Source organism: Chryseobacterium sp. G0162, from assembly GCF_003815715.1.
GTDB lineage: Bacteria > Bacteroidota > Bacteroidia > Flavobacteriales > Weeksellaceae > Chryseobacterium.
This window is the reverse complement of sequence record NZ_CP033922.1, coordinates 185,003-199,631: the sequence shown is the minus strand read 5'-3', so window position 1 is coordinate 199,631 and position 14,629 is coordinate 185,003. Positions and strand designations below refer to the sequence as shown.

Sequence of the window (14,629 nt, the reverse complement as noted above, 5' to 3'; positions counted from 1 at the left end):
GTATTTAGAATAAACCGTTCCTTAAAGAATAATGAATCTGATTTTCGGGGTTTAAAATTAGTGAAAAATATTATATCAAAAATATAAACATTATTTAATCTGCTATTAAAATTGAGATAATATCAGATTAATAGTTTTGCCGCTAAAAATTCATGAGATCTTATCCACTGCTTGTTGTCATCCTTTTGATAGGATTTGCAGTAATGTCTTTTAATCCTGTTTACAAAGGAAAAGTAAGTGAGAATACAGTTATTAATAAAGGATTATCTGATTTTAAAGGGAAGCTTGAACAGCTGAAGTCAGATGTCCATAATTTCTCTGAAGATCGTATTTCCCTTGAAGAGCTGCAGGAATCATTAAGGAACACAAGAAATTCATTTAAGGAAATAGAATTTTATATTGCCTATCATTATCCCGAATTCACCAAGTCTCACCTCAATGCAGCTCCTTTGTTTCATATTGAAGCTGCGGGCACATCAGCTTATACACTTCCGCCGGAAGGACTACAGGTTTTAGATGAATTGATATTTTCTGAAGAAGCAGGAGATGAGAAAGAAAAGATCAAAACAATTACCGATTTTTTATACAACAGTTATTCAGGCTTTTATCTGAGTGCTATGAAAAACGGGATGAGTAAAGGAAACAACAAAACATTGCCATTGCGTATAGAATTGATCAGGATCTATTCTCTGGGAGTAACAGGTTTTGACACTCCGGGCTCATTGAATATTTCTGAAGAAGCCAGTCATGCCCTTTCAGGAATGCAAAAATATATCAATGATGATGCTTATTTCAAAAATTATAATACCCAAAAAGCAAATCAGATATTAACAGAGGCTATCCGTTATCTTTCAAAAAGTAGAGATTTTGAAACCTTTGATAGAATTGAGTTTTATAAAAAATATATTCAGCCTTTGTATGAAGAATTAGGAAGGTGGGATGGCAGACCTGATGATCTGAAAGAATTCTCAGGCTGGAATATCAATAATAAAAACCTTTTTAGCAGTGATTTTTTAGATCCTTATTTTTATACATTACTGAAATCTTCAGAAGATAATCAGGATCTCCGTAATCTTGGAAAATCGATTTTCTATGACCAGAATTTAAGTGGTAATGAGAAAATGAGCTGTGCAACATGCCATCTTCAGGAAAATGCTTTTACAGACCTTAAAGCTAAGTCGGCAAGTAACGTGGAGGGTAAAACAGTATTGAGGAATTCACCGTCTTTATACAATGCCGTTTTTGCCAAAAGATTTTTTTATGACCTGCGTGCTTTTTATCTTGAACAGCAGGCTGAACATGTGATTTATAACGCAGATGAGTTTAATACAAGCTACGAAAGTATCATTCAAAAGTTAAAAACAAAACCTGAATATAAAAAAGCATTCCGTACCGCTTTTAAAGATGGGAAAATTAATAAAGAAAATTTTTCAAAAGCTGTAAGCTCCTACGTTGCATCCTTATATTCTTTTGATAGTGATTTTGACCGTTTCATGAGAAATGAAAAAGATGTTTCGGAAGAGGTGAAAAAAGGATTCAACCTGTTTATGGGAAAAGCGAATTGTGCAACCTGCCATTTTGCACCTCATTTTTCGGGGTTGGTCCCACCATTTTTTAATGAAAACGAATCTGAAGTGCTGGGTGTGACTACTCAACCTATTAAAAAACTTCCTATAGAACTGGATCAGGATTTGGGAAGAGGAAACAGTCCTGTGAAAAAAGAAAAATCATGGATTTATGATTACTCTTTCAAAACCGTTACTGTAAGAAATATTGCCCTTACAAAACCTTATTTTCATAATGGAGCATTCAATACTTTAGAAGAAGTTCTTGATTTCTATAATGAAGGCGGAGGGGAAGGATTGGGGCTCAAGATGAAAAACCAGACACTGGCTCCGGATAAACTAAATCTTACCCAAACGGAAATGAACCAAATAATTGCCTTTCTGAATGCACTTACAGATGTGAGTAAAGCAAAGTAGAAGAGTTTCGGGATACAGAAGTTGAGCTATAGCTTTTTCTTGGATATCTAATTTAAACCTAACAGGTTTCTAAAACCTGTTAGGTTTTCTTGTGTATGGAATAAGAATATTCACCATAACAATTCATGCATCATAAAGAAGACATTCCGCAATTTAACAGAAACTTAATCCCCTTAACATTAGGTTTTAAATTAGTTAATATTCTCCTGTCGATATTTAAAATCCTATTAACAGGAAGATCATCTTTAAAAAATAGTTTTGCAAGGTCTAATAAATCAAATTAAAATGAAGAAAAAACTACTAACAATTGGAGCTTTAGCTCTGCTTGCCGGGTCAACTATTCAGGCACAGACCATTATTTTTGATAAAGGAACGTCCTGGAGCTACAAAGATCTGGATCAGGCACAACCGGATGCATGGAAAACTCAAAACTATGACATCTCTTCATGGCCTGTTGGTAATGCACCATTAGGATATGGTGATCCTGTTACTACTACCATTCATGGAGGGGCTACCGGATTGGTTACAGCATATTTTGCAAAAGATTTTAATGTAAACTTATCCACACTTTCCGATAATATGGAGCTTGGAGTAATGAGAGACGACGGTATTGTAGTGTATCTTAACGGGGTGGAAGTAGTAAGAGATAATATGCCTGCCGGAGTCATTACATTCAATACTTTGTCCAGTACAACCATTGATGGGGCTGCAGAGAATGTATATAATATTTTTTCTATTCCAAAATCAAAATTCATAAACGGAGTTAACAGAATTTCTGTTGAATTGCATAATAGAAGTGTAACCAGTTCAGATCTTAGAATTGATGCTTATCTGAAAACAACATCTACCAGCACACCTACACCTGTAGTGTGCAACGGATCACATATCAGCTGTTTTACTTCTATTGTACCTACTGCACAGACTGGTAAACTTATCATTCCTGCAGAACATAAATACCAGCTTATCCTGAAGGAAGGCGATAATTATACTGAAGGTGGCGGATTGGTAGGAGGCCAGAACGACTTTACAGCTTACGTAGCCAAATCAGGAAGTAGTACAAATGGATATCTTTCAGTAAACCACGAAACAAACCCTGGTGGTGTTACCATGGCTGAGGTTAATTATAATGCTGGTACAAAACTTTGGCAGTTAACAAGATCAAGAGCCGTAAGTTTCTCAGATCCTAGCTTGGTGCAGACGATCAGAAACTGTTCAGGAGGAATTACTCCCTGGGGAACTGTCATAACAGCAGAAGAATCTGTAACCTCTAATGATGCAAATGGAGACGGATATAAAGACTATGGATGGCTTGTAGAAATTGATCCTGCAACAGCACAGGTTATTTCTAAAAATGCTGACGGTTCTAAAGGTAAACTTTGGCAAATGGGAATCATGAACCATGAAAATGTGGTGATTAATAGTGCTGGAACTACTGCATATTATGGAGAAGATGGAGGAACTCACATGGTGTATAAATATGTAATGGATACTCCAAATAACCTTTCTTCCGGGAATCTTTATGTATTAAAATTAGATCAGGGATTAACAGCAGCAGGAGATCCGGCGGGAACTACAGCAACATGGATTCCAGTGCCTAATAAAACAAAAGCAGACCAAAATAACACCGCAAACCTTGCTCAATCATTAGGAGGAACAAGATTTAATGGAGTAGAAGATGTAGATATAAGCCCATTGGATGGTAAAATTTATTTTACGGCAAAAGGATTAGACAGGGTATATCGTTTAAAGGATGACGGAACTACAGGTTCTCAGGTGGAAACATTCGTAGGAGGTGCTAATTCTGTATACTCTTTTGAAACCGCACAGGGAACAAAATCTGAATCGTGGGGAGATGGAAATGACAACCTTACTTTTGATGAACTTGGAAACCTTTGGGTACTTCAGGATGGGGGTAAAAACTATATCTGGGTCATTGCTCCGGATCATACACAGGCCAATCCAAAAGTAAAACTATTTGCTTCTATGCCGGCAGGATCTGAACCTACAGGATTAACGTTTACTCCGGATCATAAATTTGGTTTCTTCTCTGTTCAGCATCCGAATTCTACCATTTCTACAGATGTTGATGCTACAGGAAATACTATTGATTACAGAGGGAAATCCGCAACGGTTGTCATTGCTCTTAAAGATAACTTAGGAACCCAAGGAACACTGGGAACTATTGAAAATATAACCGCTGAAAATACAGTAACGGTAGCTCCGAATCCTACTTCAGGAATGGTGAAGATCAATTCGCCAAAAGGCTTAAAAGATATTTCGGTAACCGCTTATAGTATAGATGGTAAAATTGTTTATACTAAGAAATTCAATGGAGTGAACAAGGCATTAGACCTTGACTTTACCTCACAATTGGAAGGATCTCGTGTTTTAATTCTGAATATTGAAGCAGAAGGAGGATTCCAGAAAACGGTAAAACTTTTAAAGAAGTAAAATTATTAATCATTCTGCCTGCTGGTAACGAAAGTGACTGGCAGGCATTTTCTGTTGATGAAATCGCTATGATTTGCAAAGACAAGTACAGATTAAGATGATGCAATTCAATATGGCCTTTAAAAAATTATAAACGTCTTCGTATGAAAAAGTTTTTTTTACTCATTTCCATTTTATCACTTTCTCAGGTCAGCGCTCAGATTGATCCTGTTAAATATCCTACTTTTACCAATATTGAAGATGCTCTGAATAGTAAAAAAGCTGTTTACAGCATGAGTTTCAGAGAAAAAGGATTGTTTAATCTTCCTCCTCAGATTGTAAAACTGGATTCATTATTCTTTCTAAATATGATGGCGAATAAGTTTGAAAGAATGGATAAGGAGCTTTTTACACTGAAAGAACTGGAATTTTTGAATGTAAATGAAAACAGCATCAAGTATATTCCGGATGAAATTAGCCAGCTTAAAAAGTTGACTACATTTTCTATGAATCTGAACAGTCTAACCAGTATCAATCCCAATATTGCAAAGCTGCAAAATCTGAAAGTTGTTCATTTTGATGCCAATAACCTTAATACATTTCCTGAGGCATTGATGGAAATTTCCACTTTAGAAGAAATAAATTTACAGGGAAATCAGATTAGTTTTATCGCTGACCGGTTGTATCAGATTAAAAATCTAAAGTTTTTAAACCTGGCCAATAACCAGATCAATGACATAGGAAGTCTCTCGTTTCCCAAAAAAATTAAATATCTTGAATTGCAGCAGAATGCCATTGTCACACTGTCGGAGAACTTGTTTAAAGCTGAAGAACTTGAATTTCTGAACATAAGTGACAATAATATCACACAAATTTCATCCAGAATAAAAGGATTAAAGAAGATTGTCAGTATGAATCTGGCCAACAATAAACTGAAAGATATTCCTGTAGAAATCAGCCAGCTTAAAAACCTGAAAACTTTGATTCTTACAGGAAATCCTATAGAAAAATCTAAAATTGAAAAATTAAAAACGTTACTGCCGGAAACCCAGGTTTATTTCTAAACCTATCCGCCAACACGTTTGGTTTTATAACCCATATCTTTAAGGATAGCCATTATTTTATCACGGTTATCTCCCTGGATGATAATCGTTCCGTCCTTTTCAGAACCGCCTATTCCTAAGGTGGTTTTTATTTTCTTTGAGATTTTTTTAAGGTCCTCCTCACTCCCTTCCCAGCCTTCAACAATGGTTACAGGCTTACCATTTCTTCCCTTCTTCTCAAATTTGCACACTAAAGGTTCTTTCTGCTTGAATTCTTCTTCAGGCATTTCAAAATCCTGCTCTTCATGTTCAGGAAAAAGATTCTTCAATTGATCACGTAAATCCATACCGCAAAATTAAAAAAGATTTATGGATTTATAAAAGAACTGTTTCTGAAATTATAAACCTTTTTAGAAGAATAGGAAAGTTTGATGCTGAAAAATATGTTTTCAAATTTAAATGAGGGGCAATTTTTCATATTTTTGATCGTTAATTTTAAAAACTAATATGAAGACTCATCATATCCTTGCTGCCTTACTTTTGACCTTCGGGATGACAAACGCTCAAACCGGTTTTTCTACAGATCCTTTGGGTGCTGTTTTTGAAACAAAAGATACCGAAAACTTCTGGAAAGCATTTGATAAAATGGATACCTCAAAACAAAATCCTTTTATAGACTATATGAAAAATGGTTCTCCTGGAGTGAAGGGTTTTACGGAAAACCGAATCATCAATGCTGATTCCTTATATACGATGGTAAAAAAGAGAAAAGCAGATTATCTGGAAAGCCGTAATGTATTGTCAGGATTAAAGCAAAAAGAAAAAAGAATCCGATCTATTTACAGTGGAATGAAATATTGGTATCCTCAAGCTAAATTTCCACCAATCTATTTTGTATACGGAAGATTCAACACTGGTGGGACTTTTACTAATGACGGAGTGATGATTGGAACAGAAAACCTTAGAAACCTGGATGGAATTGTTGGCCTTATTTCTCATGAATTGGTTCATTTTCAGCAAGACATTAAAGGGAAAGATAATTTACTGAAATACTGCCTTATGGAAGGAAGTGCAGATTTTATCAGTGAACTGGTCTCAGGAGAGACGAATAACAGCCCATTTTATCAATATGGTGAGGCTCATTCTGATGCATTATACAGAGAATTCGTAACCGTATTAAAAACAAGCAGTCCTATGGATTGGCTTTACGGAACTACTAAAAAGGACGACCGTCCCAATGACCTAGGATATTGGATGGGATATAAGATTAGTGAGGCCTATTTCAATAAACAGCTAGATAAACATAAAGCGGTTCAGGATATTTTACATATTACAGATCCTTTAAAGTTCTTAAAAGAAAGTGGTTTCCTGGATTCCTATATCAAAGAATACACTAAGAAAAACAATATGAAATTCGAAGACTTTTTTAAAGAATAATCGTATTGGAAAATTAAATCAAGATAATGATATATGTAAGATCTGCCAGATATTACCAAATTACAAACCCTGGCCTTGTTTCAAGGGTAGGGTCTTGACTATGAGAGTGGTATAAAATTGGAGGTTTCAAATTCGTCTATTCATCGGAAATTCAATAAATTTGTGTACTAAAGTTTTACAAAATGTCAAAAAAAGCAATATTAGCAATCCTTGACGGATGGGGACTAGGAACAAACCCTGAAGTTTCTGCCATAGACAAAGCAAACACACCATTTATAGATAGCTGCTACCAAAAATTTCCACACACTACTCTTGAAGCAAGCGGTTTAGCGGTTGGTCTTCCTGCAGGACAGATGGGAAATTCTGAAGTAGGCCATATGAACCTTGGAGCCGGAAGAGTCGTTTACCAAAATCTGGTAAAACTGAATATGGCTGTTGAAAACGGAACCCTGGGACAGGAAAAAGTGATTCAGGATGCTTTTGATTATGCTAAAAAAGAAAACAAAAAAGTACACTTTATAGGACTGGTTTCCAATGGAGGAGTACACTCACATATCAATCACCTGAAAGGATTATTGACTGCAGCCAAAGAATTTGGGTTAAATGAAAATGTTTTTGTACATGCATTTACAGACGGAAGAGACTGCGATCCGCATTCCGGATTAGGCTTCATTGAAGAACTTCAGAACCATATGGAAGCAACTACCGGAAAACTGGCTACTGTTGTAGGAAGATACTACGCAATGGACAGAGATAAGAGATGGGAACGTGTGAAATTGGCTTATGATGCACTTGTGGAAGGAATTGGATTCGAAACAACCGATGCATTAGCAGCGATCAAAGATTCATATGACAATAATGTGACAGATGAATTCCTTAAACCTATCATTTTAGTCAATACAACCGCTACAGGAAACGTTGTTCCGGTAGCAAAAATTATCGATAATGATGTGGTAATCTGCTTCAACTTCCGTACAGACAGAGGAAGAGAAATTACAGAAGTACTTTCACAGAAAGACTTTCCTGAATACTCAATGAAGAAACTTAACCTTAATTATATTACGTTGACCAACTATGATAAAACATTCCAGAATGTTCAGGTGGTATTTGATGAAAATGTATTAACAGAAACAATGGGGGAAGTTTTGGAGAATAACGGGAAAACCCAGATCAGAATTGCTGAAACAGAAAAATATCCTCACGTTACTTTCTTCTTCTCAGGAGGAAGAGAAGAAGAATTCAATGGAGAAAAAAGACTGTTATGTCCGAGTCCAAAAGACGTTCCTACATATGATTTAAAACCTGAAATGTCCGCTTACGACATTACCAATGCGATTGTTCCGGAACTGGAGCAAGGAACTGCAGATTTTGTATGTCTGAATTTTGCGAATACAGATATGGTAGGCCATACAGGAGTATTTGAAGCCGCTGTAAAAGCTGCAGAAACAGTAGATGCATGTATTGAAAAAGTAGCTACAGCAGCCTATGAAAACGGATATGCCGTATTTATTCTGGCTGACCACGGAAATTCAGATGTTATGCTGAATCCTGATGGAACTCCTAATACTCAACACTCAACCAATCTGGTCCCTTTCATTGTCATGGATAAAGACCGTACATGGAACTTAAAACCAGGAAAACTGGGTGATGTAGCCCCTACAATCCTTAATGTAATGGGGGTTGAAATACCAAATGCAATGACAGGAGATATTTTAGTTAGTTAAAATTCAATAATATTGTTATAATAATGCCGTTATACTTGTATATCGGCATTTTTTTATGATTTATGTCAGATAAGGTATGAGTTGCATACTTTATTATGCGTTAAATAATAAATAAATCATATCTTTGCTAATTAAAAACTGAATATAAAAATGTATCAAAAGCTTGTTAGGAAAGAAGTAATGGGATTATTGGAAAAGGAAGTAGGTTCTTTTCTTGATAAATTTTTAACGCCAATTGAAAAAATTTGGCAGCCTTCTGATTATTTACCAGATCCTTCAAGCGATGAATTTAAACATGATCTTGAAGAAATTCAGACTTTTGCCCGTGAAATGCCTTACGACCTTTTTGTAACCTTGATTGGAGACTGTATCACAGAAGAAGCTCTTCCTTCTTATGAGTCTTGGTTAATGGGGGTTGACGGAATTAATCAGGAAGAAAAAGTAGGCTGGGCAAACTGGGTAAGAGCTTGGACTGCAGAAGAGAACAGGCACGGAGATTTATTAAACAAATACCTTTACCTGTGTGGTAGAGTAAATATGAGGGAGGTAGAAATTACCACTCAATATCTTATTAATGATGGATTCGACTTGGGAACAAGCATGGACCCATACAGAAATTTCATTTATACAAGTTTCCAGGAAACAGCAACCAATATCTCTCACAGAAGAGTAGGAACATTAGCAAAACAATCCGGAAACGGAAAATTAGCTAAAATGTGCGGTGTAATTGCAGCAGACGAAGCGAGACACGCAAAAGCTTACAAGCATTTCGTAGCTAAAATCCTTGAAATAGATCCATCAGAAATGATTCTTGCTTTCGAAGATATGATGCGCAAGAAGATTGTAATGCCTGCTCACCTGATGAGACAATCAGGACAGAAGGCAGGTGAACTTTGGGGACACTTCTCAGATGCAGCACAAAGATGTATGGTATATACCGGTCAGGATTATATCAACATTATGAAAGATCTGTTGGATGAATGGAAGATTGAGCACGTAAAAGGTCTTACAGAAAAAGCAGAAAAAGCTCAGGAATACCTGATGAAGCTTCCTTCAAGACTACAGAAGATTACAGACAGAGTTTCTACTCCGGATCTTCAGTTCCAGTTTAACTGGGTTAAGAGCTAGTAGCCCATATTATTATTTTAAATTATAAAAGTATTGAGTGCCTTTCTATTTGGCACTCTTTTTTATTTCTTATCTTTGCAAAGCTAAAAAAAGAACAAAATGTTAAATAATAAAAAGATTGCTGTTGACTTTGACGGAACTATTGTTGATGATGCTTACCCAGGAATTGGAAAGGCAAAGATCTTCGCTTTCGAGACCTTGAAAAGATTACAGGCAGAAGGATTTAGGCTTATTCTTTGGACATACAGACACGGAAAAACGTTAGATGAAGCAGTAGAATTCTGCAAAAAGAACGGATTGGAATTTTATGCAGTGAATTCAAGCTTCGAAGGAGAGGTTTTTGATTCCGCAAATCAATCGAGAAAATTAGATGCAGACTGGTTCATTGATGACAGAAATATTGGTGGGTTCCCGGGATGGGGTGAAATCTACAATATTATTCAGGAAAGAATAGAATTCCGTGTAGAAGGAGGAGAAGTTTTGGCTTATTCAAAACTTAAAAAAGAAAAGAAAAAAGGACTTTTCTGGTAAAATAAAAATATAACAATTTAACAGTGTACCAATTTATCGATCAATATGGATACACTGATACATTAATACATTGGTAAATTAATACAATGATTCAATTAAAAACAATAGACGAACTGCGTCTGATGAAGGAGAGCGCCCGATTGGTTTCTAAAACATTGGGAATGTTGGCAAAAGAAATTAAACCGGGAATTACAACTTTATATTTGGATAAGTTAGCACACGATTTTATTAAAGATCATGGTGCACAACCTGCATTTTTAGGATACGGAGGTTTCCCGAACTCTCTTTGTATTTCTCCTAATGAGCAGGTAGTTCACGGTTTTCCGAATAATGAAGTGGTAAAAGAAGGAGATGTTCTTTCCGTAGACTGTGGAGTGATCCTTAACGGATTTGTGGGAGATCATGCCTATACTTTTGAAATCGGAGAAGTAAAGCCGGAAGTTAAAAAGTTGTTGAAAGTTGCGAAAGAATCTCTTTATAAAGGGATTGAGCAATGTATCAGAGGAAAAAGAATCGGAGATATCTCTCATGCTATCCAGGCACATTGTGAAAAAGAAGGATATGGTGTCGTAAGAGAGCTTGTAGGACATGGTTTAGGAAGACAGATGCACGAAGATCCACAGGTTCCTAACTATGGAAAACAAGGAAGTGGAAAGGTGATTAAAGACGGTTTAGCCATTGCTATTGAACCGATGATTAACCTTGGAACTGAAAAAGTAAAATTCCATAATGATGGCTGGACGGTAACTACTTTAGATAACCTGCCATCTGCGCATTTTGAGCACGATGTAGCGGTAATCAATGGTAAGCCGGTATTGCTTTCTACATTTGATTATGTATACGAAGCGTTAGGGATCGTAAGTGACGAAGAGAAGCCTTTCCAACTGGATTTTTAATGAAGAAGATAACTAAGCTTTTACTGAATAAAATTCCACGTCCCATGCTTATTAAAATGAGCATTTGGGCAAGACCGCTTATTTATCAGTTTTTCAAAGGAGATGAGTTTTATGATCCCATTGATGGAAGGTCATATCGAAAGTTTTTGCCTTATGGCTATGGGAAACAAAGAGAGAATGCTCTTTCTCCGGGAACCTTGAGTCTGGAGAGACATCGCCAGATGTGGCTGTATCTTCAGAACGAAACCGATTTTTTCATTAAAAATTATAAAGTACTACATATTGCTCCCGAACAGGAATTTTTGAGAAAATTCAAGAGAATGAGTAATCTGAATTATATTTCGGCAGACTTATATTCTCCTATTGTAGATGTGAAGGCTGATATTCTTGATTTACCTTTCGAGAACGACAGCTTTGATATTGTTTTCTGTAACCATGTTCTGGAACACATTGAAGACGATGCAAAAGCAATGAGCGAATTGTACAGGGTAATGAAACCCGGAGGATGGGGAATTCTTCAGGTTCCGATGAAAAATTCACTGGCAACAACCTATGAAGATTTTACCATCAAAGATCCGAAAGAACGCCAGAAACATTTTGGTCAATACGATCATGTACGCTGGTACGGAATGGATTATTTTGACCGTTTAAGAAATGCAGGATTTGAAACAGATATCAATTTCTATTCGCAGAAATTTTCAGAAGAAGAAATAAAGAAATATGGGTTAAGAAGCAATGAAATCTTACCCTTAGTCTTCAAAAAATAATAAGAAATATAAAGTAAGAAGCAGAGCATTCTGAAATATAATCAAAACAAAACCGTCTTCATAACGAAGGCGGTTTCATTTTTAAATATAGATAGAAGTTTATATTTTTATCTTAATGTGATGAAGAAACAGCTTTTAAACCTACAACTGATCCAATAAGTGTTACAATAAAAAATACTCTCCAGAAACTTACAGGGTCTTTAAAGAAGATAATTCCCATTAAAGCTGTTCCTACCGCTCCAATTCCTGTCCATACCGCATAAGCAGTACCAATAGGTAATGTTTGCGTAGCTTTGATCAGAAGAAGCATACTGATAGTCATCGTTATCAGAAAACCGGTGTACCAAAGATACATTTCCGTCCCTGATGTTTCTTTTGCCTTTCCTAAACAAGAGGCAAAGGCAACCTCAAATAATCCTGCGATAACTAATATTATCCAATTCATTTTTTAAAATTTTTCTGTTACAAATTTCAGAAATTGAACGGAGAAAAAATTTTACAATTGTTAAAAAATGAGTTTTTTTAGGAAGTAGGCCGGAGGTTGGGAACTGGAATAGAGGTGTTATAGTAGTTAGAATGGATGATGTTCTGTTGCTTAATTCATGAGGGCTTTTTAGATAAAAGCTGTTAGCTGCTTGTTTTTATTTCAATAAATAATCATCAATATTGCTATCACATACACCATAATGTGAATAGGAGCGGACTTTAGTCTGCTTTCAATATAAATTAGCTTTCCTCTGGCTTTAGCCAAAACTTAAAACGCTTCTATCCTTAAACATAATTTTTACTTAATCTCCGCACGGATTCTGCTCAGACTCACCTGTGTAATTCCAAGGTAGGAGGCAATATATCCAAGCTGAACTCTTTTGAGTAACTCCGGTTGATACTGGATAATATCTTTATACCGTTCCAGTGAGGTTTTAAATTGTCTTGAGATAATCAGCTCTTCAGATTTTATCATTTCCAATTCCGCCAGCTTTCTACCCCAATTGGCAATATGAATATCCTCATTAAACAGTTTTTTGAGATTTTCGGTTTCAAGTCTGTACAGATCACAGTCTTCCAGTAGTTCAATGCTTTCATAACCTGGTTTATCTTCCACATAACTTTTCATAGAAAGGACGCACTGACCTTCACTGCCGAACCAGAACGTAATATCATTATCTGAAGTAGAAGAGTAGGCACGGGCAATTCCTTTACGGATAAAATAAACGTAAGGGATAACCTTATCTGCTTCCATCAAACAGTATCCTTTGGGATGGGAAACTTCAGAGATATAGGTTTTTAAACTATTTTTCGAGTCTTCAGGGAGTGTATAAATCTGGTCAAGAATCTGGTCTATATTCATAAAAGATGAATTCTAATATTCAAAAATATCAGTTTTAGGTAATGCAATACAAGATTATTTTGTAGTTTTTTGTGAGAAAGGTAGAAAGAAAGTGCCTATCAATCTGTAACTCCATTAAAGGAGGAGAATATTAAATTTTTGATATTCTGTTGCATATCCATGAAAATCTTAGATTTTCAAAACAAACTAGTGTGTTCTTCTTGCAGCATCATTTAAAATTTTCTAAAGTAAGCTTAAGGTTTTAAGAACTTTTGAGACTTGATGGTAAAATGTATAAGTTCAAAAAACTAGTGTTATAATTTTTTCAAAAAATCTTTTTGAAATGTACTCCAAAGACAAATAACTCGCTTTTTTCTTTTAAATATTGAGATTAACGGTAAAGACCAATTTTGTTTTACTAACTTTGCAGTTCGTAATATTATTTTTATGCACAAAGCTGGATTTGTAAACATAGTTGGAAAGCCCAATGCGGGAAAATCAACACTTCTAAACCAATTAATGGGAGAGAAATTGGCGATTGTAACGCAGAAAGCCCAGACAACCCGTCACAGAATTTTTGGTATTTATAATGAAGAGGACCTTCAGATCGTATTTTCCGATACTCCGGGAGTATTGGATCCTAAATATGGATTGCAGGAAAAAATGATGGATTTTGTAAAGGATTCCCTTCAGGATGCCGATGTATTCCTGTTTATTGTTGATGTAACGGACAAAGCTGAACCTTCCGAGTTCTTAATTGATAAATTAAATAAAATCCCTGTTCCTGTCCTTTTGTTATTAAATAAAGTAGATCAGACTGATCAGGCAGGACTTGAAAAATTAGTAGAAGATTGGCACAATAAGATTCCAAAAGCGGAAATTCTTCCTATTTCTGCTCTTAATGCCTTTAATACTGAGGTTATTTTACCTAAGCTAAAATCTTTATTGCCTGAGAACCCACCTTATTATGATAAGGATCAGTATACAGATAAACCAGAAAGATTCTTTGTAAACGAGGCCATTCGTGAGAAAATTCTTTTGAATTATGATAAAGAAATTCCATATTCTGTGGAAGTAGTGACTGAGCAGTTCAAAGAAAAAGAAGGTATTATCTTCATTGATTCTATCATTTATGTGGAAAGAGATACCCAAAAGGGAATTATTATCGGACATAAAGGAGAGGCTATCAAAAAAGTAGGTACAGAAGCAAGATTAGACCTGGAGAAGTTCTTTTCTAAGAAAATTCACTTAAATTTATTTGTTAAGGTGAAAAAAGACTGGAGAAAGAATGACAGAGATCTTAAGAATTTTGGTTACAGATAGACTAAAAATGCTGTAAAACCCGTTGTATTAAAAGATTTTTA

At 35.6% G+C, this 14,629-nt stretch carries 13 protein-coding genes; 10 read left to right on the top strand and 3 right to left on the bottom strand.

Features of this window, described 5'->3' with window-relative positions; genetic code table 11:
- Positions 1–152 precede the first annotated feature (152 nt).
- From EG344_RS01020 to EG344_RS01010, 3 genes are all read left to right on the top strand, one after another.
- Positions 153–1,982: a cytochrome-c peroxidase gene (locus tag EG344_RS01020; protein ID WP_123907878.1), complete on the top strand. Its 1,830-nt coding sequence runs from the start codon at positions 153–155 to the stop codon at positions 1,980–1,982.
- 285 nt (positions 1,983–2,267) lie between these two features.
- Positions 2,268–4,433 carry an alkaline phosphatase PhoX gene (locus EG344_RS01015; RefSeq protein ID WP_123907877.1) on the top strand — a complete coding sequence of 722 codons (2,166 nt, stop codon included), beginning with the start codon at positions 2,268–2,270 and terminating at the stop codon, positions 4,431–4,433.
- Positions 4,434–4,576: 143 nt separating this feature from the next.
- Complete coding sequence (locus EG344_RS01010; protein WP_123907876.1) at positions 4,577–5,476, top strand: leucine-rich repeat domain-containing protein; 900 nt, start codon at positions 4,577–4,579, stop codon at positions 5,474–5,476.
- A 2-nt stretch (positions 5,477–5,478) separates the two neighbouring features.
- On the opposite strand, the gene EG344_RS01005 is transcribed toward EG344_RS01010, so the two are convergent.
- Positions 5,479–5,802, bottom strand: a complete 324-nt coding sequence (locus EG344_RS01005) for a translation initiation factor (protein WP_068943063.1) — start codon at positions 5,800–5,802, stop codon at positions 5,479–5,481.
- Between the two features lie 160 nt (positions 5,803–5,962).
- Here EG344_RS01005 and EG344_RS01000 point away from each other — a divergent pair, with 160 nt between their 5' ends.
- The 6 genes from EG344_RS01000 (at position 5,963) to EG344_RS00975 (ending at position 11,938) form a co-directional block, all read left to right on the top strand.
- Positions 5,963–6,892, top strand: a complete 930-nt coding sequence (locus EG344_RS01000) for a DUF2268 domain-containing putative Zn-dependent protease (protein ID WP_123907875.1) — start codon at positions 5,963–5,965, stop codon at positions 6,890–6,892.
- 182 nt (positions 6,893–7,074) lie between these two features.
- Entirely contained in the window at positions 7,075–8,616 is a 1,542-nt protein-coding gene (gene gpmI / locus EG344_RS00995; RefSeq protein WP_123907874.1) for a 2,3-bisphosphoglycerate-independent phosphoglycerate mutase, read from the top strand.
- A 150-nt stretch (positions 8,617–8,766) separates the two neighbouring features.
- The gene (locus EG344_RS00990) at positions 8,767–9,744 is read left to right on the top strand and encodes an acyl-ACP desaturase (RefSeq protein ID WP_123907873.1); all 978 of its coding nucleotides are present in this window, start codon (positions 8,767–8,769) and stop codon (positions 9,742–9,744) included.
- A 99-nt stretch (positions 9,745–9,843) separates the two neighbouring features.
- On the top strand, positions 9,844–10,275 hold the full coding sequence (locus EG344_RS00985) for a BT0820 family HAD-type phosphatase (protein WP_123855622.1): 432 nt from the start codon (positions 9,844–9,846) through the stop codon (positions 10,273–10,275).
- Between the two features lie 86 nt (positions 10,276–10,361).
- Positions 10,362–11,171: a type I methionyl aminopeptidase gene (gene map / locus EG344_RS00980; RefSeq protein WP_123907872.1), complete on the top strand. Its 810-nt coding sequence runs from the start codon at positions 10,362–10,364 to the stop codon at positions 11,169–11,171.
- A complete protein-coding gene (locus EG344_RS00975; protein WP_123855624.1) occupies positions 11,171–11,938 on the top strand; it encodes a class I SAM-dependent methyltransferase in 768 nt (255 codons plus the stop codon). The genes map and EG344_RS00975 overlap by 1 nt, the downstream gene beginning before the upstream one ends.
- Positions 11,939–12,050: 112 nt before the next feature.
- Here the strand turns inward: EG344_RS00975 and EG344_RS00970 are convergent, their stop codons facing one another.
- On the bottom strand, positions 12,051–12,383 hold the full coding sequence (locus tag EG344_RS00970; RefSeq protein WP_045496196.1) for a DMT family transporter: 333 nt from the start codon (positions 12,381–12,383) through the stop codon (positions 12,051–12,053).
- A gap of 339 nt (positions 12,384–12,722) precedes the next feature.
- The gene (locus EG344_RS00965) at positions 12,723–13,286 is read right to left on the bottom strand and encodes a Crp/Fnr family transcriptional regulator (protein ID WP_123855626.1); all 564 of its coding nucleotides are present in this window, start codon (positions 13,284–13,286) and stop codon (positions 12,723–12,725) included.
- A gap of 426 nt (positions 13,287–13,712) precedes the next feature.
- Between EG344_RS00965 and era the strand changes: the two genes are divergently transcribed.
- The gene (era, locus tag EG344_RS00960) at positions 13,713–14,588 is read left to right on the top strand and encodes a GTPase Era (RefSeq protein WP_123855627.1); all 876 of its coding nucleotides are present in this window, start codon (positions 13,713–13,715) and stop codon (positions 14,586–14,588) included.
- The last annotated feature ends 41 nt before the right edge of the window (positions 14,589–14,629 follow it).

Bases quoted from the DNA above. Each gene is read 5' to 3' on its own strand.
- EG344_RS01020 (WP_123907878.1), top strand. From the start codon at position 153: ATGAGATCTTATCCACTGCTTGTTGTCATCCTTTTGATAGGATTTGCA.
- EG344_RS01015 (WP_123907877.1), top strand. From the start codon at position 2,268: ATGAAGAAAAAACTACTAACAATTGGAGCTTTAGCTCTGCTTGCCGGG.
- EG344_RS01010 (WP_123907876.1), top strand. From the start codon at position 4,577: ATGAAAAAGTTTTTTTTACTCATTTCCATTTTATCACTTTCTCAGGTC.
- EG344_RS01005 (WP_068943063.1), bottom strand. From the start codon at position 5,802: ATGGATTTACGTGATCAATTGAAGAATCTTTTTCCTGAACATGAAGAG.
- EG344_RS01000 (WP_123907875.1), top strand. From the start codon at position 5,963: ATGAAGACTCATCATATCCTTGCTGCCTTACTTTTGACCTTCGGGATG.
- gpmI (WP_123907874.1), top strand. From the start codon at position 7,075: ATGTCAAAAAAAGCAATATTAGCAATCCTTGACGGATGGGGACTAGGA.
- EG344_RS00990 (WP_123907873.1), top strand. From the start codon at position 8,767: ATGTATCAAAAGCTTGTTAGGAAAGAAGTAATGGGATTATTGGAAAAG.
- EG344_RS00985 (WP_123855622.1), top strand. From the start codon at position 9,844: ATGTTAAATAATAAAAAGATTGCTGTTGACTTTGACGGAACTATTGTT.
- map (WP_123907872.1), top strand. From the start codon at position 10,362: ATGATTCAATTAAAAACAATAGACGAACTGCGTCTGATGAAGGAGAGC.
- EG344_RS00975 (WP_123855624.1), top strand. From the start codon at position 11,171: ATGAAGAAGATAACTAAGCTTTTACTGAATAAAATTCCACGTCCCATG.
- EG344_RS00970 (WP_045496196.1), bottom strand. From the start codon at position 12,383: ATGAATTGGATAATATTAGTTATCGCAGGATTATTTGAGGTTGCCTTT.
- EG344_RS00965 (WP_123855626.1), bottom strand. From the start codon at position 13,286: ATGAATATAGACCAGATTCTTGACCAGATTTATACACTCCCTGAAGAC.
- era (WP_123855627.1), top strand. From the start codon at position 13,713: ATGCACAAAGCTGGATTTGTAAACATAGTTGGAAAGCCCAATGCGGGA.